Origin of the sequence: Planosporangium mesophilum (assembly GCF_016863255.1) — a bacterium.
GTDB classification, from domain to species: domain Bacteria; phylum Actinomycetota; class Actinomycetes; order Mycobacteriales; family Micromonosporaceae; genus Planosporangium; species Planosporangium mesophilum.
This window is the reverse complement of sequence record NZ_BOON01000040.1, coordinates 93,813-112,841: the sequence shown is the minus strand read 5'-3', so window position 1 is coordinate 112,841 and position 19,029 is coordinate 93,813. Positions and strand designations below refer to the sequence as shown.

General features: G+C 73.2%; 18 protein-coding genes. All 18 read right to left on the bottom strand.

Annotated elements, in window-relative coordinates:
* A partial coding sequence (locus Pme01_RS21565) for a cytochrome c oxidase subunit I (protein ID WP_203935786.1) occupies nt 1-753 on the bottom strand: 753 nt, incomplete at its 3' end.
* Nucleotides 754-922: 169 nt separating this feature from the next.
* The gene (locus Pme01_RS21560) at nt 923-1,831 is read right to left on the bottom strand and encodes a fumarylacetoacetate hydrolase family protein (protein ID WP_168114403.1); all 909 of its coding nucleotides are present in this window, start codon (nt 1,829-1,831) and stop codon (nt 923-925) included.
* A 16-nt stretch (nt 1,832-1,847) separates the two neighbouring features.
* Complete coding sequence (locus Pme01_RS21555) at nt 1,848-2,831, bottom strand: aldo/keto reductase (protein WP_239088374.1); 984 nt, start codon at nt 2,829-2,831, stop codon at nt 1,848-1,850.
* Nucleotides 2,828-4,267 carry an NAD-dependent succinate-semialdehyde dehydrogenase gene (locus Pme01_RS21550; protein ID WP_168114402.1) on the bottom strand — a complete coding sequence of 480 codons (1,440 nt, stop codon included), beginning with the start codon at nt 4,265-4,267 and terminating at the stop codon, nt 2,828-2,830. The genes Pme01_RS21555 and Pme01_RS21550 overlap by 4 nt, the downstream gene beginning before the upstream one ends.
* A 5-nt stretch (nt 4,268-4,272) precedes the next feature.
* The gene (gene dmpG, locus Pme01_RS21545) at nt 4,273-5,337 is read right to left on the bottom strand and encodes a 4-hydroxy-2-oxovalerate aldolase (RefSeq protein WP_168114401.1); all 1,065 of its coding nucleotides are present in this window, start codon (nt 5,335-5,337) and stop codon (nt 4,273-4,275) included.
* A complete protein-coding gene (locus Pme01_RS21540) occupies nt 5,334-6,233 on the bottom strand; it encodes an acetaldehyde dehydrogenase (acetylating) (protein ID WP_168114400.1) in 900 nt (299 codons plus the stop codon). The genes dmpG and Pme01_RS21540 overlap by 4 nt, the downstream gene beginning before the upstream one ends.
* Complete coding sequence (locus tag Pme01_RS21535) at nt 6,230-7,123, bottom strand: DUF6282 family protein (RefSeq protein ID WP_239088376.1); 894 nt, start codon at nt 7,121-7,123, stop codon at nt 6,230-6,232. The genes Pme01_RS21540 and Pme01_RS21535 overlap by 4 nt, the downstream gene beginning before the upstream one ends.
* A complete protein-coding gene (locus Pme01_RS21530) occupies nt 7,120-7,695 on the bottom strand; it encodes a hypothetical protein (protein ID WP_168114398.1) in 576 nt (191 codons plus the stop codon). Before Pme01_RS21530 ends, Pme01_RS21535 begins: the two co-directional genes overlap by 4 nt.
* Nucleotides 7,692-8,921 carry an iron-containing alcohol dehydrogenase gene (locus Pme01_RS21525; RefSeq protein ID WP_239088373.1) on the bottom strand — a complete coding sequence of 410 codons (1,230 nt, stop codon included), beginning with the start codon at nt 8,919-8,921 and terminating at the stop codon, nt 7,692-7,694. The genes Pme01_RS21530 and Pme01_RS21525 overlap by 4 nt, the downstream gene beginning before the upstream one ends.
* On the bottom strand, nt 8,908-9,942 hold the full coding sequence (locus Pme01_RS21520; protein ID WP_203935785.1) for an Ldh family oxidoreductase: 1,035 nt from the start codon (nt 9,940-9,942) through the stop codon (nt 8,908-8,910). Before Pme01_RS21520 ends, Pme01_RS21525 begins: the two co-directional genes overlap by 14 nt.
* Nucleotides 9,936-10,757 (bottom strand): aspartate/glutamate racemase family protein, encoded by an 822-nt coding sequence (locus Pme01_RS21515; protein WP_168114396.1) that lies wholly within the window; start codon nt 10,755-10,757, stop codon nt 9,936-9,938. The genes Pme01_RS21520 and Pme01_RS21515 overlap by 7 nt, the downstream gene beginning before the upstream one ends.
* Nucleotides 10,757-12,145: an MmgE/PrpD family protein gene (locus Pme01_RS21510; protein WP_168114395.1), complete on the bottom strand. Its 1,389-nt coding sequence runs from the start codon at nt 12,143-12,145 to the stop codon at nt 10,757-10,759. Before Pme01_RS21510 ends, Pme01_RS21515 begins: the two co-directional genes overlap by 1 nt.
* Complete coding sequence (locus Pme01_RS21505; RefSeq protein WP_168114394.1) at nt 12,132-12,965, bottom strand: HpcH/HpaI aldolase family protein; 834 nt, start codon at nt 12,963-12,965, stop codon at nt 12,132-12,134. Before Pme01_RS21505 ends, Pme01_RS21510 begins: the two co-directional genes overlap by 14 nt.
* Nucleotides 12,962-15,106 carry an acetate--CoA ligase family protein gene (locus Pme01_RS21500; protein WP_168114393.1) on the bottom strand — a complete coding sequence of 715 codons (2,145 nt, stop codon included), beginning with the start codon at nt 15,104-15,106 and terminating at the stop codon, nt 12,962-12,964. The genes Pme01_RS21505 and Pme01_RS21500 overlap by 4 nt, the downstream gene beginning before the upstream one ends.
* Nucleotides 15,103-16,266 carry a hydroxymethylglutaryl-CoA lyase-like TIM-barrel protein gene (locus Pme01_RS21495; protein ID WP_203935784.1) on the bottom strand — a complete coding sequence of 388 codons (1,164 nt, stop codon included), beginning with the start codon at nt 16,264-16,266 and terminating at the stop codon, nt 15,103-15,105. Before Pme01_RS21495 ends, Pme01_RS21500 begins: the two co-directional genes overlap by 4 nt.
* Nucleotides 16,263-17,432: a CaiB/BaiF CoA transferase family protein gene (locus tag Pme01_RS21490; protein ID WP_168114392.1), complete on the bottom strand. Its 1,170-nt coding sequence runs from the start codon at nt 17,430-17,432 to the stop codon at nt 16,263-16,265. Before Pme01_RS21490 ends, Pme01_RS21495 begins: the two co-directional genes overlap by 4 nt.
* Nucleotides 17,429-18,187, bottom strand: coding sequence for an N-acyl homoserine lactonase family protein (locus Pme01_RS21485; protein ID WP_203935783.1), 759 nt, complete (start codon nt 18,185-18,187; stop codon nt 17,429-17,431). The genes Pme01_RS21490 and Pme01_RS21485 overlap by 4 nt, the downstream gene beginning before the upstream one ends.
* On the bottom strand, nt 18,184-18,993 hold the full coding sequence (locus Pme01_RS21480; protein ID WP_168114391.1) for an SDR family NAD(P)-dependent oxidoreductase: 810 nt from the start codon (nt 18,991-18,993) through the stop codon (nt 18,184-18,186). Before Pme01_RS21480 ends, Pme01_RS21485 begins: the two co-directional genes overlap by 4 nt.
* Between the last annotated feature and the right edge of the window lie 36 nt (nt 18,994-19,029).

The window sequence follows — 19,029 nt, the reverse complement described above, 5'->3', positions numbered from 1 at the left end:
GAGCATCGGTCCGCCGGTGGCCGGGTCGTACACGTGGGCGCCGAGCTGGCGGTCCGCCAGCAGGCAGAGCAGCGCGGCGGCCAGGATCGGGAAGACCATCAGCACCAGCAGGCTGGTGACCATGATGTTCCAGGTGAAGATCGGCATCCGGAACATCGTCATGCCGGGCGCGCGCAGCGTCAGGATCGTGGTCAGCATGTTCACCGCGCCCAGGATCGTGCCCAGACCCGAGATCGCCAGGCCGACGATCCACATGTCCGCGCCGACGCCCGGTGAGTGCGTCGAGCTGTTCAGCGGCGCGTACGCGAACCAGCCGAAGTCGGCGGCGCCGTCGGGCGTGAAGAACCCGAGCATCGTCATGCTGCTGCCGAACAGGTAGAGCCAGTACGCGAACGCGTTGAGCCGCGGGAACGACACGTCCGGCGCGCCGATCTGCAACGGCACGATGTAGTTGGCGAACGCGAACAGGATCGGCGTCGCGAAGAACAGCAGCATGATCGTGCCGTGCATGGTGAACAGCTGGTTGTACTGCTCGGTGGTGAAGAACTGCAGACCGGGCCGGGCGAGCTCGGCGCGCATCAACAGCGCCATGAAGCCGCCGACCATGAACCACGCGAACGACGTGACCAGGTACATCAACCCGATCTGCTTGGCGTCGGTGGTACGCAGCAGCCGGCCCAGCGCCGATCCCCTCGCCGGCCGGTGCACCGGCCACGCGCGGGTCCGGATCGGCTTCGGCGCTAGCCCGGTCATGACGCCTCCCCCGGGTGGAGAAGCCGACCGACGACACTGTTCGCGACTGAACGAAGGTCCACTGTCACGCCTCCCGGCGGGCACCGCAGCTCGTTGGACGTCTCTCGCCGTGCTGCGAACAGTCTGCCCGCCTTCGACCGGGGGCACCAGTTCGACGGTGGTGGAAAAGTCAGCCCGAGGACGGCCGGAGCCGGACGTCGTCGGCCGCCGCCACCAGCCACTCGACGCCGTCGCGGCCCCGTACCACCGGATTGGTCAGGGATCCGATGCCGTCGATGGAGATGGCGACCACGTCGCCGGTGTCGAGGGTGAACGGCAGCTCCGGGACGAGGCAGGTACCGGTGGAGAGCACGACGCCGTCGGGGAAGGCGTCCGCGCGCAGCAGGTGCGCGACGAGGTCGGCGAGCGTGCGGTGCAGCTGCGACGTGCTGGCGGCGCCCGACCAGACCGGCGCCCCGCCCCGGTGGATGGACATCCGGATGGCGAGGTCGGTGGGGTCGGGTAGCTGCCAGACCGGTACCACGGCGGGGCCCACCGCGCAGCCGCCCAGGTAGATCTTGGCCTGGGGCAGGTACAGCGGGTTGTCGCCCTCGATGGTCCGCGAGCTCACGTCGTTGCAGATGGTGTAGCCCACCGTGTCGCCCCCGGCGTTGAGGACGACCGCCAGTTCCGGCTCGGGAACGTCCACCGCGGAGTCCGCCCGTACCGAGATCGGCTCGCCGTCGCCGACGACCCGCCACGCGGCGGACTTGAAGAACAGCTCCGGGCGTACCGCGTCATACACCCGGTCGTACACGCTCGCTGCCGCCTGGCTCTCCTTCATGCGCTCGGTCTGCGACGTCTTGTAGGTCACCCCCGCCGCCCACACCTCCATCCGACCGTCCACCGGGGGCAGCAGCCGGACGGCGTCGCGCGCCGTGACGAACCCGGCCGGGTACTCGTACGCGGTCCGGATGTCATCAAGCGACCAGTGCAGGAGCTCCGCGAAGGAGCCGACGCCGAGCGGGGTGACGGCGTCGCCGTCGAGGACCCCGACGTCCTGCCGCCCGTCGCGGTAGGCGAATCGAACCAGGCTCATGCCCGTACCTTCCTCATCAGCGGTCGAGGCGGCGCGCCATCGCCGGGGCGTACCGGTCGCCGGCGGCGACGCCGGGCGGGAACAGCCGGTCCAGCTCGGCGACCAGGTCGGGGTCCAGCGGCGTACGGGCCGCGTCCAGGTTGGCCTCCAGGTTGCGCAGGCGGCGGGTACCGGGGATCGGGACGACGTCGTCGCCCCTGGCCAGCACCCAGCCGAGCGCGAGCCGGGCGGGTGGCAGGCCGGCCCGCTCCGCCAGCTCGAACATCCCCCGCGCGAGGCGGAGGTTGTGGTCGAGGTTCTCCTCGCCGTACCGGGGGTACCGGCGCCGCCGCGCGTCGTCGGCGGGCAGGTCGCCGGCCGACCGGTAGGTACCGGTGAGGATGCCCCGGCCCAGCGGGCTGTACGCGACGAGCCCCACCCCGAGCTCCCGGGTGGCCGGCAGCAGCTCAAGCTCGGGCTCCCGGGAGAAGACCGAGTACTCCTGCTGCACCACGGTGATCGGGTGGACCGCGTGCGCGGCGCGCAGGGTTTTCGCGCTGACCTCCGACAGGCCCAGGTGCCGCACCTTGCCGGCCCGTACCAGGGCGGCCATGGCCTCGACGGTGACCTCGACCGGCGTCGTCGGGTCCAGTCGGTGCAGGTAGTACAGGTCGACGTGGTCGACGCCGAGCCGGGTCAGGCTGGCGTCGAGCGCCTCCCGTACCTTCTCCGGCCGGCCGAGCCCGTCGGCCTGGATGCCGAACTTGGTGGCCAGCACCACGTCGTCGCGCCGGCCCCGCAGCGCCCGGCCGATCAGTTGCTCGTTGTGGCCGTCGCCGTACGAGTTGGCGGTGTCGAGGTAGGTGGCGCCGGCGTCGATCGCCGCGTGCAGCACGGCGATCGACTCGGCCTCGTCGGCGGGGCCGTAGATGCCGGACAGGGCCATCGCCCCGAAGCCGATCGCACCCACCTCGGGGCCGCGGGGACCCAGCCGGCGGCGCGGCAGCGGCGCGGCCGTCACAGCGGCACCGCCAGGTACTTCTGCTCGAGGAACTCCTCGATCCCCTCGGAGCCGCCCTCCCGGCCGAGTCCGCTCTGCTTCACGCCGCCGAAGGGGGCGGCCGGGTCGCTGAGGACGCCCCGGTTCACCGCGACCATCCCGGCGTCCAGCCGCTCGCCGACGCGGATCGCCCGGGCCAGGTCACCGCTGTAGACGTAGGCGATCAGCCCGTACTCGGTGTCGTTGGCCCAGTCGATCGCCTCCTGCTCGGAGTCGAAGACCACGATCGGCGCGACCGGTCCGAAGATCTCGGTACGGGTGATCGGCGTACCGTGCTGGACTCCGGTGAGGACGGTGGCCGGGTAGAACGCGCCCGGCCCGGCGATCGGGCCGCCGCCGGTCTCGGCCCGCGCCCCGCCGGCCACGGCCTCGTCGACCAGTTCAGCGATCTTGTCGCGCTCCCCGACGGAGACCGACGCGCCCAGCCCGTTCGCCGGGTCGGCGCCCGGACCCACCGCGAGCGCGGACATCTCGGCGGCGAGGGCCTTGGTGAACGCCTCGGCGATGCCGCGCTGCACGTAGAAGCGGTTCGCCGCGGTACAGGCGGCGCCGCCGTTGCGCATCTTCGCCACCATCGCGGCCGCGACGGCGTCCGCGACGGGCGCGTCGTCGAAGACGAGGAAGGGCGCGTTCCCGCCGAGCTCCATCGACGTGCTGACCACGCGGTCCGCCGCCTCGTGCAGCAGGATCCGCCCCACCTCGGTGGAGCCGGTGAAGGACAGCTTGCGCACGGCCGGGTGGTGCAGCATGGCGCTCACCGCGGGGCCGGCCGGCCGGGGCGTCACGCAGTTGACCACGCCCGCCGGTACGCCCGCGCGTTCGAGCACGTCCACCAGGTACAGCGCGGTCAGGGGGGTTTCGAACGCGGGCTTGAGCACGACGCAGCAGCCGGCCGCCAGGGCCGGGCCGATCTTGCGGGTCGCCATCGCCGCCGGGAAGTTCCACGGGGTGACCAGCACACTGACCCCGATCGGCTGCCGGGTGACCACGATGCGCTTGTCACCGTTGGGCGCCACCCGGAAGTCACCGCCGATGCGTACGGCCTCCTCGGCGAACCAGCGGAAGAACTCGGCGGCGTAGTCGGCCTCGCTGCGGGCGTCCGCGAGGACCTTGCCGTTCTCCCGGACGATCAGCCCGGCGATCGTCTCGCGCTCGTCGCGCATGATCTCGTACGCCCGGCGCAGGATCTCCGAGCGCCGGCGCGGCGCCGTCGCGGCCCAGCCGGCCTGGGCCGCCTCGGCCGCCTCGACCGCGGCCAGGCAGTCCGCGATTCCTGCGACGGCGACCTCGGCGATGACCGAGCCGTCGGCGGGGTCGTGCACGGCCGCCCGGGCGTCGCCCGTGGCGGGCCGCCAGGCGCCGTCGATGTACAGGTCGGTGAAGAGCTTCCCGTCCATGGCGTTCACCCCCGCGCCCCGACAAGCCCGGCGCTGTCGTGCTCGGCGCGCAGCCGCAGCGCCACGTCGATGATCATATCTTCCTGGCCTCCCACGTAGCCGTGCTCGCCGACCCGGCGCAGGATGTCGGCGGTCGGTACGCCGTACCGCTCGGACGCCTGCTCGGCGTGCTTGAGGAAGCTGGAGTACACCCCGACCAGACCCTGCACGATCGAGCCGCGCTCGATCAACGGGGGCACGCCGATGAAGGGGCGTACCACGTCGTCGGCGGCGGACAGCGCGGCCGTGGTGTCCAGCCCGGTCGGTACGCCGAGCCGCTCGAACACCGCGGCGAGCACCTCGGTCGGGCTGTTGCCGGCGCCGGCGCCCAGGGCGCACAGCGTGCCGTCGATCTGCCGGGCGCCCGCCTCGTACGCCAGCAGCGAGTTCGCCACGCCCAGCGAGAGGTTCTGGTGGCCGTGGTAGCCGACCTGCGCGTCCGGTGAGACCTCGGCGACCAGCGCCGCCACCCGGTCGCGCGCCTCACCGAGGATCAGCGCGCCCGCGGAGTCGACCACGTACACGCACTGGCAGCCGGCGTCGACCATGATCCGGCCCTGCCGGGCCAGCTCCTGCGGCCCCGCCCGGTGGCTGAGCATCAGGAACCCGACGGTCTCCAACCCCAGGTCGCGGGCGACCGTGAAGTGCTGGATGGAGACGTCCGCCTCGGTGCAGTGGGTGGCGATCCGGATCACGGACGCCCCCGCGTCGGCGGCCCGGCGCATGTCCTCGACGGTACCGACGCCGGGCAGCAGCAGGCAGGCGATCCTGGCCCGGGTGGCCTCCTGCGCGGCGGCCGCGATCAGCTCGATCTCGTCCACCTTGGAGAACCCGTAGTTGAACGACGAGCCGCCGAGGCCGTCGCCGTGGGTCACCTCGATGACCTGGAGGCCGGCCCGGTCGAGCGCCCGTACGGTGTCGCGTACCTGCGGCACGGTGAACTGGTGGCGGACGGCGTGGCTGCCGTCGCGCAGCGTCGTGTCGGTGATCCGGACCGGCTCCCGGGGGTCGCCGGTGTGGATGTCGGTCATGCGGATACTCCCAGCGATCGGACGGACAGCTCGGCCCCGACCTGCGCCGCCGCGGCGGTCATGATGTCGAGGTTGCCGGCGTAGGCGGGCAGGTAGTCGGCGGCGCCGGTGACCTGGAGGAGCACGGTGACGCGGGCCTGGCCGTTCCAGCCGTCGCGCGGGTCGTCGAACTGCGGGTCGGCCATCAGCCGGTAGCCGGGCACGTACCGCTGGACCCGCTCGACCATCGCGACGACGGACGCGCTGATCGCGTCCCGGTCGGCGTCCGGCGAGATCGCGCAGAACACGGTGTCCCGCATGATCATCGGGGGTTCGACCGGGTTGAGCACGATGATCGCCTTGCCCCGGGTGGCCCCGCCGACGGACTCGATCGCCCGCGCGGTGGTCTGGGTGAACTCGTCGATGTTGGCCCGGGTACCGGGGCCCGCCGACCGCGAGGCGATGGAGGCCACGATCTCGGCGTACCCGACGGGCGTGACGGCGCTGACCGCGGCCACCATCGGGATGGTCGCCTGCCCCCCGCAGGTGATCATGTTGATGTTCGGCGCGTCCAGGTGCTGCTCCAGGTTGACCACGGGTACCACGTACGGGCCGACCGCGGCCGGCGTGAGGTCGATGCAGCGCATCCGTGCCTCGGCGTACCGGGGCGCGTTGGCCAGGTGCGCCGACGCCGAGGTGGCCTCGAAGACGAGGTCGGGCAGCTCCGGCAGGTCGAGCAGCCAGTCGACGCCGCCGGAGGAGACCTCGAGCCCGGCCTCCCGGCCACGGGCCAGCCCGTCCGAGGCGGGGTCGACGCCGACGAGGTACCGCAGCTCGATGTCGTCGCGGCGTAGGAGCTTCTTCATCAGGTCGGTACCGATGTTGCCGGAACCGACGATCGCCGCTGTCGCGGTCATGCGTCCTCCTTGGACTGCGGGGTGGACTGCCGACCGGACAGGCCGAGCAGGTGACGGGGGTTGTCGACGAGCATCCGGCGCAGCTCCGACTCGGGCACCCCACGGTGCAGCAGGTTGTCCGCCAGGACCCGCAGCGACTCGTGCGGCATGGGGGTCTGGATCCCGCCACCGTCGGAGGCGAGCACCACCCGACCGGCCCCGACCCGGTCGATCACCGCCTGCACGTCGTCCAGGCGCAGCTTGTCCCAGAACCCGCTGACCAGGACCGAGCAGATCTCGACGTACCCGCCGCGCCGCACGATCTCGGCGATGAAGTCCAGGTCGCACTGCGGCATGTACATGACGTGGTTGACCAGGACCCGGGTGCCCACGTCTGCCGCGTCGTCGAGGACGGCGAGGATCTCGTGCGGCGACAGGTGGCTGGTCGCGAGCAGCGCGTCCGCGGCGGCGACCAGGCGTACCACCTCGCGCGCGGCGTCGGTGAGCCGCCCGTCGCCGTCGAGCACGGTCAGCCCGGTCGCGTCCGGTGGGTTGTACAGCTGCATGAACGAGTTGCCCCAGCCGCCGAGGGTGCCGGTCACCTCGCTGTGGTAGTGCGCGTGCCCGCTGGGCATCCACACCACCCGGCCGCCGATCGCCAGGCAGGAGTGCACGGCGGCCGGGTTGATCCCGCCGACCGGGTAGTTCAGCGTGATGCCGCCGAACATGGTGAACCCCGGCACCTGCTGGTTGACCAGGTGCGCGCGGGCCGCCGTGCCCTCGTAGTGGCACTTGACCGCCATGCCGGCCATGCCGGCGGCGGCGCAGGCGCGCGCGATGGCGAGGTCGTCGCCGAGCCGGGGGAACGTGTCCGGAGCGGTGTGTACGTGCAGGTCGATCACGTCGGTCATGTCGAACACGGCGCCTCCTCGACGGGTGCGGTGGTTTCGGACTGGGGGGCGCCGGCAACGGCGGCGTCGAGAGCGCGGGCGTACTCCCGGACGGCCGCGTCGGGCAGGTCGGCCGAGAGCCGCAGCAGCACCCGACCGGACGGCAGCAGGTGCTCGCGGCGCAGCGGCTGGCCGCCCTCGTCGAAGCCGAAGCGCTGCGCCTGCAGCGCCTGGTGGGTGATCTCGTCCTGGCGGGCCGCCACCTCCTGCGGCGAGGCCAGCAGTTCGAGCACCCCGCCGTTGCGGACCCGCCGGTCGCGCATCGGCGCTGCGGCGACGCGGGGGTCGGTGAACGCGACGCTCGGTGGCGCGACCCCGGCCGTACCGGGGCGGAACACGCACCGCGCCAGATCCCGGGCGCCGGCGCCGGTCAGCAGGCGGGCGATCCGCACCTCGGCGTGCTCGACCGTCGAGGTGCGGGACGCCGCGGCGGCCCCGGACGCGTCGCCCCGACCCGCGCCCGGCACGGGCCCGAGCATCAGCAGCAGGCCGGCGGCGAGGACGGCGACCCCGGCGGCGCGGGACGCGGTCACGACGCCACCAGGGACATCCGGTCGCCGGACCAGGCGGCCTCCACGAACCGCCGCATCGTCGCGGCGTCCACCGGTACCGGGGTGTTGTTCACCAGCCGGGTGACGGTCATCGCCTGCTCGGCCAGGCGGTCGAGCTCGTGCCGCTCGACGCCGAGGTCGGCCAGGGTGGCGGGGATGCCGAGCGTGTCGCGCAGCGCGTCAACCGAGTCGATCATGGTCTGGGCGTCCTTGGCCTCGTCGCCACTGTCGGCGGCGCCGGTGGCGCGGGCCAGGGCGGCCAGCTCCGGGAGCCGGGCGTCCCGGCACAGCTGCAGCGCGTACGGCAGCAGCAGCCCCACCCCCAGGCCGTGGGGGGTCTTGGTGGCGGCGCCGACCGGGTACTGGACGGCGTGCGCCAGGTGGGTACCGGCGACGCCGAACGCCATCCCGGCGCAGACGCTGCCGTACGTCATCGACTCCCGGGCCTGCGCGTCGCCGGGGTCGCGGACGGCCCGGGGCAGGTGCCGCGCGATCAGCCCGGCGGCCTGAAGCGACAGCGGCGCGGTGAGCCGGTTCGAGCCGACGAAGACGCCGAGCGTCCCGCCCCACTCCGGGCCGCGCCGGGCGGACGTGAAGGACTCGACGGCGTGGGCGAAGGCGTCGATGCCGGAGTGCGCGGTGACCCGGGGCGGGCAGCCGTGGGTCAGCAGCGGGTCGCAGACGGCGTACGTCGGGATCAGGTACGGGCTGGAGACCCCCACCTTCAGCTCCCGGCCGGGGTCGGTGACGACGGCGACCGGGGTCACCTCGGAGCCGGTACCCGCGGTGGTGGGCACCGCGATCAGCGGTACCACCGGGCCGGGTACCCGGTTCTCACCGTAGTAGCCGCTCAGCGGCCCGGGGTGGCGCAGCAGCAGCGCGGTGACCTTGGCCAGGTCGAGGCTGCTCCCGCCGCCGTACCCGAGGACGAGGTCGGGGGCGGCCCGCCGGGCCCGCTCCAGGCAGTCGTCCACCGTCGTCAGCGGCAGCTCGGCCACGCCCTCGGAGTACACCTCGACGGTCAGCCCGGCCCGCTCGAGGTCACCACGCAGCGCGGCGAACTCGGGCGTGGCGACCATGACGCCGTCGGTGCAGACGAAGACCCGCGTACCGACCGAGGCGGCCAGCCCGGCGACCGACCGTACGCTGCCGGGGCCGACGAGCACCTGGGCCGGCAGCCGCAGTACCCCGAAGTCAACATTGTCCACTGTGTACCTCCGCATCGGCGCGCAGCGCCTCGACCGACTGCCAGACCGCGTCGTCCATGGGTATTCCGTCCCGCAGGTACCGCGCGCGCAGCCGGCGGGAGCGGTCGCCGGGCACGTCGATGGCGTCGACGCCCTCCGCGCGCGGGCTGGTACGGACCTCGTCCAGGTACTCGGTGACCCGCCGCAGCGTGCCGCCGAGCCCGAGCCGCTCCGGCGAGAGGCAGATGAACACGTCGCCCTTGTTGCACACGGCCTCGCCGTCGAGCGTGCCCTTCACCTCGCGGCCGAGCTCCGAGCCGGTGAGTACGCCGACGATCAGCTCGAAGGCCAGGCCCAGCGCGTACCCCTTGGCCCCACCGAACGGTGAGATCGCACCGTTGGCCGCGGCGGCCGCGTCCGTGGTCGAGGCGCCGCGCTCGTCGACGGCCCAGCCGAGCGGGATCGGCTCGGCCCGCCGGGCGTGCCGCAGGATCTTGCCCATCGACACCGCGCCGGTCGACATGTCCAGCAGGAACGGCTCGCCGTCGGTGGGGACCGCCACCCCGATGGGGTTGGTGCCCACCATCATCCGGGTGCCGCCCCACGGGTGGACCAGCGCCTCGCTGGTGGTCAGGGCGATGCCGACGTGGCCGCGGCGGGCCAGCTCCTCCACGTAGCAGGCCAGCATCCCCAGGTGGTTGCTGTTGCTCACGGCCGCCACCGCCACGCCGGTGTCCGTCACCCGTTCGGCGAGCTGCGCGACCGCGGCGAACGCCGTCGGCGGGCCGAAGCCGGCTCCGCCGTCGACGCTCAGGAACGAGTCGGTGACCCAGCGGCTGCGCACCTCGGCCCCCGGCCGCAGTACGCCGTTGCGGATCCGCCGGACCAGCATCGGTACCCGCTGCAGGCCGTGCGAGTACTGGCCGCGCAGGTCGGCCTCGACCAGGACCCGCGCCTGCAGGCTCGCCTCGGCCGGGGTGGCGCCGTAGCCGCGCAGGACGTCCTCGATCAGCTCCTGCTCGGCCTCCGCCGTGATCAGCACGCCACCCTCCGGAGCTCCACGGTGGACATTCCGGCAATGTGGTCGCGGACCGCGGTGTCCGGCTTCGCGTACGCGCCGACCCGGCTGGTGGCCAGCCCGGTCGTGCGCCGCAGCCGGACCAGCGTCTCGGCGTACGCCAGCAGCGCGCCGTACGCGTCGAGCACCGGCACGCCGCCGAGCTCGCGCAGGCCCTGGCGCATCAGGGCGGTGTTGAGCACGCCCTCGGCCGGGATGATGAGGTCGGCGCCGCGGGCGACCAGCGCCTCGGCCGCGCCTGCGACCCGCCGGGCCAGGTCACCGCCGCCACCGTGCACCGGGTCCAGGTCGGCCTCGGTCACCGCCGGGTGCAGCGGCACGATCGCGGCGATCCGGTCGGAGACACCGTACTCGCGGGCCAGCCCGTGCAGGTACCGGGCGTGCGCGTCATCCAGGCCGATCAGCCCGTACCGGCGGCCCACCGACGAGGCGACCAGGAACGCCGTCTCGCACATGCTGACCACCGGGATGTCGACCGCGCTGCGCGCCTCGACCAGGCCGGGGTCGAAGAAGCAGCTCACCGCGACCGCGTCGAACCCCTGCCGCTCGGCCTCGATCGCGCCCTGCACGATCTGCAGCGACAGCAGCGTGTGGCACCACGGGTACGCGATCGCCTCGATCGGAGTCAGCCCGTCGGGGTACGTGCCGGGGCGTACCCCGTGCACCTCGACCTCGGTGTCGGGGGCGCAGACGGTACGCCCGTGGGCCGCCAGGGTGCTCCGGTACTGCGGCAGCTGTTCGAGGTCGGTGATGCTCTGCTGCCAGATCCGCAGGCCCATCAGCGGTCCCCGACCGTCGGTGCGAGCGCGGCCAGCGCGACCGTACCGGCGCTGTCCACGCCCCACAGCTCGGCGAGCAGGGCGTCGGCGTCCCAGCCGGTACCGGCGAACTCCAGGCAGTCGCGGAACTTCGCCTCCAGGTCGGCACGGCGCAGCGGGGCGCGCCGGTCGCCGCGCGGCACGTCGGTGCGGAACGTGAACTCGCCCCGGTCGGTCTCGACGGTCACCACCGAGTAGGCCTGTTCCCAGGACTCCGCACCGACCGGCGGTACCGCGGACTCGGCGTACTCCACCTTGGCCAGCAACTCCTGCGCCTGCGGCCGCTGTACCGCCTGGTCGGTGAAGGTGGCCAGCTTGACTGCGCCGTCCAACAGGGCGGCGGCGATCACGTACTCGGCGCTGAACTTGCCGTGCAGCCCCGTCTGCGGGCGGTGGTGGATCAGCGGGTCGAAGCCGCCCGGCTCGAGGGTCAGCCGTACCCGGCGCACGTCGTCGGCCTTCAGCCCCTCGCGGGCAGCCAGGTCCAGGGTGGCGTCGGCGGTGCGGTGGGTGTTGTAGCAGCACGGGTACTTCTTGACGTTCAGCCCGTGTAGCCGCAGCGCGTACGGGCCGTTGACGGCGTCGAGGACGGCGTCGAGCTGGCGGGTCTCGGCGAACATTCCGAAGAACCCGAGCGGCTGCTCCAGCTGGTCGGGGTCGGCGGTGAAGCCGTTGCCGGCGAGGCTGGCGGCGAGGACGCCGTCGCGGGCGGCGAGGCCGACGTGCAGCGGCTTGGTCATGGTGCCGAAGTTCTGCCGGCTGCCGCCGGCCATCGACGCGGCGATGCCGAGGGCGCACCGGGTACGGTCCACGTCCAGCCCGAGCAGTCGGGCGACGCCGGCGGCCGCGCCGATGACGCCGACGGTGGCCGAGGAGTGCCAACCGCGGCCGTAGTGCTCGCGGATGCGCATGCCCTGGGCGACCGCGCACTGCACCTCGAACCCGACCACGAACGCCTCGGCGAGCTGCCGGCCGGCCGCGCCGACCTGCTGCGCGGCGGCCAGCAGGGCCGGCCACAGCACGACGCTGGGGTGGCCGTACGTGACGTCGGTGACGTCGTCGAAGTCGAGCGCGTGCCCGGCGGTGCCGTTGATCAGCGCCGCCGTCGGCGCGTCGGTACGGGTGCCGTCGACGAGCACGGTCGCCGGGCCGGCGGGCAGCTCCTCGCCGAGGGTGGCGCGCAGGATCCGTACCGCCGGCTCGCCGCGGGCGGCGACGGTGACGCCCACGGTGTCCACAAGGGAGCGGCGGACCAGGTCGAGGACGTCCTCGGGCAGGTCGGACAGGTCACGGTTGACGGCGAATTCGGCCAGGGCGCGGGTCACGGCGGGCTGGTCAGCGGTCGACATTGCTTCTCCTCGTGGGCCGGCGGATGGATGGGGTGAGGTCGTCCAGGGCGTCGCGGGCCGCGGCGAAGCCGCGCCGGGTCAGGTCGGTGTCGACGGAGACCACGACCAGCCGGGCGCCGGCCGCGAACCAGGTCGCGGCCTGCTCCACGGTGGGCGCGAAGATCCCGCCGGCCCGTCCGCCCGCGGCGGCGCCGGTGAGCACCTCGCCGGCGAGCGCGGTGACCCGGGGGTGGCCGGGCTGCCCGGTCAACCCGAGCGACGCGGACAGGTCCATCGGGCCGACGAAGACCGCGTCGAGGTCCGGGGTGGCGAGGATGCCGGGCAGGTCCCGGATGGCCTCCTGGCCTTCGGCCATCACCAGGACGGCGACGCCGTTGTCGGCGGTGGCGGCGTAGTCGGGGTCGGCGCCGTAGCGGGCGGCCCGGATCCAGGCGTGCAGCGAGCGGGTACCGGCCGGTGGCATCCGGGCGGCGCGGACCGCCGCGCCGGCGGCCGCGGCGTTGTTCACGTGCGGGATGAGGACGCCGTCCGCGCCGGCGTCGAGCACCGCGCCGATGGCCTGCTCGGAGTTCTCCGCGACCCGCACCACCACGGCCAGGCCCGCCCCCTGTCCGGCGGCGATCAGCGCCGGCAGCGCCTCCACGCCGAACGGCCCGTGCTCGAGGTCGAGCACGACCAGGTCGAACCCGGAGACCGCGGCGATCTCCAGGATCTCCACCCGCGGCACCGTGACGAACGTGCCGACCAGCGGCGGCCCGTCGCACAGCCGCTGCCGCAGCCCGGTGTGGGTGGATGCCGTCATCGGTTGCTCCAGGCTCATGTCGCCCTCCGGGCCACCAGCGCGTCCAGGATCCGTACGCCGTTGCCCGGCCGCAGGACCCGTACCGGGTTCAGGTCGGCGGCCTCCACCTCGGCGCCCAGCCGGGTGGCCACCTCCGAGACCCGTACCAGCAGGTCGACCAGCGCGTCCCGGTCGGCCGGCGGCGCGCCGCGGTAGCCGGTCAGCAGCGCGTCGACGCGGGTCGAGGCGAGCAGCCGGTCGGCCGCGGCCCTGTCGAGCGGGGCCGGGGCCAGCGCCACGTCGCGTACCAGCTCCGACAGCACTCCCCCGCTGCCGACGAGCACCATCGGGCCGAAGTCGGGGTCGGCGACGACGCCGACGACGACATCCACCCCGTCGGGCACCAGCGGGGTGACCACCACGCCCTCGAACCCGTCCGGGTCCAGCGTGCGGCCGGCCCCGTCGAGCCGGGCGTACTCGCGGGCCAGGGCGGCCTCGTCGGGTACGTCGAGCGCCACCAGGCCGTGCTCGCTCTTGTGCGCGATCGCGGCCCCGGCGCCCTTGAGCACCACCGGGTACCCGATCTCGGCCGCCACCTGCCGCGCCTGCGCGTGCGAGGTCGCCGTGACCTCGGGTGGGAACGCCAGGCCGAGGTCGGCCAGGAGGCGCTTGCTCTGCGGCTCGGACAGCGACCGCGACGGCTCGGACGACCGCGACGGCTCGGACGGCGACCGCGACGTCGGGGCGTGCGGGGCGTCCTCCTCCGCCCCCTCCGCCGCCGGAGTCGGCGGCCGGAGCGCCCGCAGCACGGCGACGGCGTCGAGCAGGGACGCGGCGACCGGTACCCCGGCCCGCCGCAGGGTCCGCTCCTCGACCTCGCCCAGCGGGGACGCGCTGACCAGCAGGATCGGCAGCTCGCGCCGTTCGGCCGCGACCGCGGCAACCCCCTCGGCCAGGGCGTCGCGCCAGGACTGGGTCGGTACCGGCGTGAGGTAGAAGACCAGGGCCCCCGCGCCCGGGTCGGTCGCCATGGCGCGCAGGTGGTCGGCGATCGCCGACGCCCCCGCCGCCCCGATGTCGAACGGGTTGATCACCTGGGCGAAGCCGGCCTGCGGCCGCATCCGCTCGACCGTCTCCTCGGCCAGCGCCGGCAGGTCCACGCCGGCGCCGGTCAGCGCGTCGGCTAGCAGGATGCCGCCGGCGCCGGAGGTACTGGTGGCGACGACGCCGGGCCGGGTCATCCGCCTGCCGGCGGCGGCCAGGCAGGCGGCGATCGCCAGCGTCTCCAGGGTCGGCACGCTCACCACGCCGTCGGCGGCGAAGACCGCCTCGTACGTGGCCTGCGACCCGGCCAGTCGCGACGAGTGCGCCAGGGTGGCCCGGGTACCGGAGGCCGAGTTGCCGATCTTCAGTGCGATCAGCGGCTTGCCCCGGCGCTTGGCCTCGCGTGCCGCCCGCCGGAACGCGGCGCCGTCCTCGATGGCGTCCATGATCAGGGCGATGGCGGCCGTCTGCTCGTCGTCGAGCAGGTACTCCAGGTAGTCGCTCAGCCGCAGGTCGACCTCGTTGCCGCAGGAGACGAAGGAGCTCAGGCCGTGGCCGTACCTGGTCAGCAGCGGCGCGAACGCGCCGAGCATCGCCCCGCTGTGCGACACCAGGGCGATGTCACCGGGCGGCAGCGCCTGCGAGTGGGTGTGGTTGTACCCGAGCGGCAGCGGGACGGCGGTGTTGTAGACGCCGTTGCAGTTCGGGCCGACCAGGCGTACCCCGCTCTCCCGGCCCGCCGCGGCCAGCTCCTCCTGGAGCGCCGCGCCTTCGGCGGTACCCACCTCGGCGAAGCCGCTGACCGCGATCACGGCCACCCCGACGCCGGCGGCGCCCAGCGCCCGTACGGTCGGCGCGCAGTCGCGGGCCGGCACCATGACGAAGGCGACGTCGACGCCGGGCGGCAACTGGTCCACCGAGGTCAGGGCGGGCACCCCCCGGATCCCCCCACCCCGCCGGTTGACCGGGTGCACGGCTCCGGGGAAGCCTGCCGTCTGCAGGTTGCGCAGCGGCTGGCCGGAGAACTTCTCCTCGTCGGCGCTCGCCCCGACCAGCGCGACCGAGCGCGGCGACAGCAGCGCCGCCACCGCCTCCCGCGAGGTCAGCGGCGTGCCTCGGCTCACCGCGGCGGTCACGCCGTCACCTCCGGGCGCGCCGGGCTTTCGATGGGACCCTTCCACGGCGACAACGCGCCCCGGTGCACGTCCGGCCCCAGCCGGAAGTGCTGCGCCTGCTCCAGGGTCTCGATGAACGGCAGGTCCATCGGGTACAGCTGGTCGGAACGTGGACGACCGCCCGCCTTGGAGACGTGCCCGTACAGCCGGTGGCCGACCACCTCCTCGGCGACCACGGCCGCCTCGATCAGCGCGTCGAGGTCCACGCCGGTGTCGAAGCCGAGCGCGTCCAGCAGGTAGACCAGGTCCTCGGTGGGGAACAGCCCGGCGGCCCGACCGTTGCCGCAGTACGGGCAGCCGCCCATGCCGCCGATGGACGAGTCGAGCACCACGGTGTGCCGGGCGTCCAGGATCTTCAGGGCGCTGTACGCGCTGATCGGCGCCATCCCCCGGGTGTTGTGCAGGTGCAGGTGGAAGGTGCGTACCGACGGCCAGCGGTCGAGGATCTCACGCAGGTCGCCCTCGACCTGGTCCGGCGTGTGCCAGCCCATCGGGTCGCCCAGGAAGACCTTGGTGACCGGAATGCCGGCCTCGGCCCACAGGTCGATCTGCCGGGAGAGCAGCTCGATGCGCTGCTCCTGGCTGAACAGGCCGAGCCAGTTCGAGCCCCAGGCGGAGTTCACGCCGGCCTGTGCCTCGGTGGCGCCGGCCGCCTTGGCCGCGGCGATGGTCGGCTCCCAGGAGGCGATCTCGTCGGCCTGCGAGCGGTTGGTGTTGCGGCGCACGAACACGTCGCAGAGGTGGACCAGGGTCGCCGGCAGGCCGCCGTCGAGCGACAGCGGCGGTACGTGCGCGGCCCGCCGTTCGACGCCCTTCTGGTTCAGGGCGAGGGCGGTGTAGATCACCCCCTCCCGCGGCGTGAACCCTTCGATGATCTCCTCGACGTGTGCCATCTGGGGCGTCCACTTCGGACTGACGAAGCTGCCCACCACGATGCGGCGAAGGCCGGTCGCGGACAGCGCGTTCAGCAGCCGTACCTTCTCCTCGACGGGGATGGCGGCGTCCTCGATCTGCAGGCCCTCCCGCATGCCCTCCTCGACCACGACGACCGCCGGCCAGCCGGCCGGGCCGATCGCGGCCGACGGCATCGTCGGCCGGGCCACACCGCTACGCTCGATCATGACTGTTCCTCCCCCGTGTCACGGCGGCCCAGTTCGGCCAGTACCTCGTCGGTGTGCTCGCCCAGCGCCGGCGGCACCCGCCGCACCGGGGGGTACGCGCCGTCGGCCTGGATCGGCAGGTTCACCACCCTGAAGTCGTCGATCCTCGGGTGTTCCACGGAGGCGAAGCCGCCGATGGCCTGTACCTGCTCGTGGGCGACCACGGCGTCGAGGGTCTGGATCGGCGTGGTGGGTACGCCCGCGGCGTCGAGCACGTCGAGCCAGTGCTCGCTCTCCTTGTGCCGCAGCGTCCCGGCCAGCTCCTCGAACAGCTCGTCGCGGTGCGCCACCCGGTCCGGGTTGAGCGTGAACCGGGGGTCGTCGAGCAGGTCAGGGCGGTCGATGGCGCCGCACAGCCGCTGCCAGAGGTTCTGGTTGCCGGCGGCGATGATGATGTAGTTGTCGGCGGTGGGGAACGCGGCGTACGGGTAGATGCCGACCGTGCCCGACCCCAGCCGCTCCGGTACCGTCCCGTCCGCGAAGTAGCCGAGGAACTGCGACGGCAGCCACATCAGCGCGGTGCTGAGCAGCGACGTGTGCAGGTGGCAGCCGACGCCGGTACGGTCGCGGGTGCGCAGCGCGTCGAGCACCGCGATCGCGGTCCACATGCCGGTGCCCTGGTCCAGGATGGACGCCGGGATCCGTACCGGTGGCCGGCCCTGCTCGCCGTTGAGGCTCATCAGCCCGCCGAACGCCTGCATCAGCGGGTCGTACGCGGGCGAGCCGGCCAGCGGCCCGGTCATCCCGTACCCGCTCATGTCGCAGTAGATCAGGCGGGGGTTCAGCTCGCGGACGTCGTCGTAGCTCAGGCCCATCTTGGCCAGCGACCCCGGCCGCAGGTTCTGCACGAACACGTCGGCGGAGGCCAGGAGCTGCCGGAACGTCTCGCGCTGCGCGTCGTCCTTGAGGTCGAGCACCACGCTTCGCTTGTTGCGGTTGAGCGCGGAGAAGGTGCAGCTCTCGCCGTTCCAGAACGGCGGCCCCCAGCGGCGGGTGTCGTCGCCGACCTCCGGCCGCTCCACCTTGACGACGTCGGCACCGAGGTCGCCCAGGATCTGGGTGGCGAACGGGCCGGCGACGCTCATCGTCACGTCCACCACCCGGATGCCGGCCAGCGAACCGATCATCGGCCCAACACCCCCTTGTCCAGTACCTTCAGGTCGTGGCTCGGGATGACCTCGCAGCCGAGCCCCTCGATCCGGCGGAAGCTGTCCATGTACGCGGCGAGGTCGGTGAACGATCCGGACGGGATGTGCGACAGCTTCCCGTCGCCCTCCCAGTTCGCGTACGTGTCGACGCAGTCCCCGGCCAGCAGCAGCGGTCCGGTCGCCCCGGCGACCAGGACGCCCTGCGAGCCGGGCGTGTGCCCGGGCAGCGGCACCAGGTCGACGCCGGGCATCACCGGGGCGTCGCCGTCGACGGTGCGGATCCGGTCGAGCACGCCCACCCACGGCGGCAGCACGCCGGGGCCGCGCTGGAACGCCTTGCGGTTGGGTTCGAGCGGGTCGACGGCGTACCCCAGCTCCGCCTTCTGCACGATGATCTCGGCCGCGGGGAACAGGTCGTCGTTGGAGCAGTGGTCCCAGTGCAGGTGGGTGTGGACCACCGTGCCGACGTCCTCGGGCGCCACGCCGAGCTGCTTGAGCGCGGCGACAGGCTCCTGGTCGTCCGGGCGGACCAGGTCGTAGCCGTGGTGGGCGAGGGTGAACTCCGGCGTGCCGGTGCCGGTGTCGACCACGATCGGGTGCTCCCCGCCGAGGATCACAAACATGATCATCGGTACGTCGAGCCGCTCGCCCCAACCGCGGTGGTAGGTGATGGCCGGGGCCGGGAACCCGCGCAGCGTGCCGACGTGCAGCGGGTGGACGGTCAGACCGGTCACGACTTGTCCTCGGCGCCGTCGGCCACGAGTACCGCGCCGTTGACGAAGCTTGACCGGTCGGAGGCCGCGAAGACGATGACGTTCGCCAGCTCCTCGGCGGTGCCCCACTCGTGGTCGGGCCGGGCGATGTTGCGGCCCCAGTCCTTGCGGGTGGCCTTCGCCTCCTCGTCGTCCAGCTCGGTCTTGGCCATCTCGCGCTCCCACTTGCCGAACCGGTCGTCGGTGTAGACCAGGCCGGGCACCACGCAGTTGACGCGGATGTTGTGCTCGCCGAGCTCGGTGGCGAGGACCTTGCTGAGCCGGATCTCGGCGGACTTCGCCGGCCCGGTGCACGAGGAGCGGAACGGCGGGTGCATGACCTTGATGCCGGTCTCGCCGGCCACGTTGATGACCACGCCGTAGTGCTGGGCGATCATCATCGGCGCGAACCGCTGGGTGAGCCGGAACTGCGCGAAGAAGTTGATCTGCATCCCGTACACCAGTTCCTCGTCGGTCACCTCGAGGAACGGCTTGTACGTGCCGGTGCCGGCGTTGTTGACCAGGACGTCGATGCGCCCGTACCGCTCGGTCACATACGACACGAGGCGGTCGAGGTCGGCCACGTTGGTGACGTCGACGGCCACGGTGTCCACATCGGACCCGGTGCTGTCGGCGATGTCGGAAGCCGCGGCGGCGAGCTTGTCCTCGCGCCGGGCGCAGATGAGCACCCGCGCCCCCTCGGCCGCGAACAGCCGGGCGGCCTCGAGACCGATGCCGGCGCTTCCGCCGGTGACGACGACGACCTTGTCCTTCAACTGCAGATCCATGGAGCTTGGGCCCTTCTACGCGGGTGGCGGGGGATG

Bases quoted from the DNA above. Each gene is read 5' to 3' on its own strand.
- Pme01_RS21560 (WP_168114403.1), bottom strand. From the start codon at position 1,831: ATGAGCCTGGTTCGATTCGCCTACCGCGACGGGCGGCAGGACGTCGGG.
- Pme01_RS21550 (WP_168114402.1), bottom strand. From the start codon at position 4,267: ATGGACGGGAAGCTCTTCACCGACCTGTACATCGACGGCGCCTGGCGG.
- dmpG (WP_168114401.1), bottom strand. From the start codon at position 5,337: ATGACCGACATCCACACCGGCGACCCCCGGGAGCCGGTCCGGATCACC.
- Pme01_RS21540 (WP_168114400.1), bottom strand. From the start codon at position 6,233: ATGACCGCGACAGCGGCGATCGTCGGTTCCGGCAACATCGGTACCGAC.
- Pme01_RS21535 (WP_239088376.1), bottom strand. From the start codon at position 7,123: ATGACCGACGTGATCGACCTGCACGTACACACCGCTCCGGACACGTTC.
- Pme01_RS21515 (WP_168114396.1), bottom strand. From the start codon at position 10,757: ATGGGCCTGCGGATCTGGCAGCAGAGCATCACCGACCTCGAACAGCTG.
- Pme01_RS21510 (WP_168114395.1), bottom strand. From the start codon at position 12,145: ATGTCGACCGCTGACCAGCCCGCCGTGACCCGCGCCCTGGCCGAATTC.
- Pme01_RS21505 (WP_168114394.1), bottom strand. From the start codon at position 12,965: ATGAGCCTGGAGCAACCGATGACGGCATCCACCCACACCGGGCTGCGG.
- Pme01_RS21495 (WP_203935784.1), bottom strand. From the start codon at position 16,266: ATGATCGAGCGTAGCGGTGTGGCCCGGCCGACGATGCCGTCGGCCGCG.
- Pme01_RS21490 (WP_168114392.1), bottom strand. From the start codon at position 17,432: ATGATCGGTTCGCTGGCCGGCATCCGGGTGGTGGACGTGACGATGAGC.
- Pme01_RS21480 (WP_168114391.1), bottom strand. From the start codon at position 18,993: ATGGATCTGCAGTTGAAGGACAAGGTCGTCGTCGTCACCGGCGGAAGC.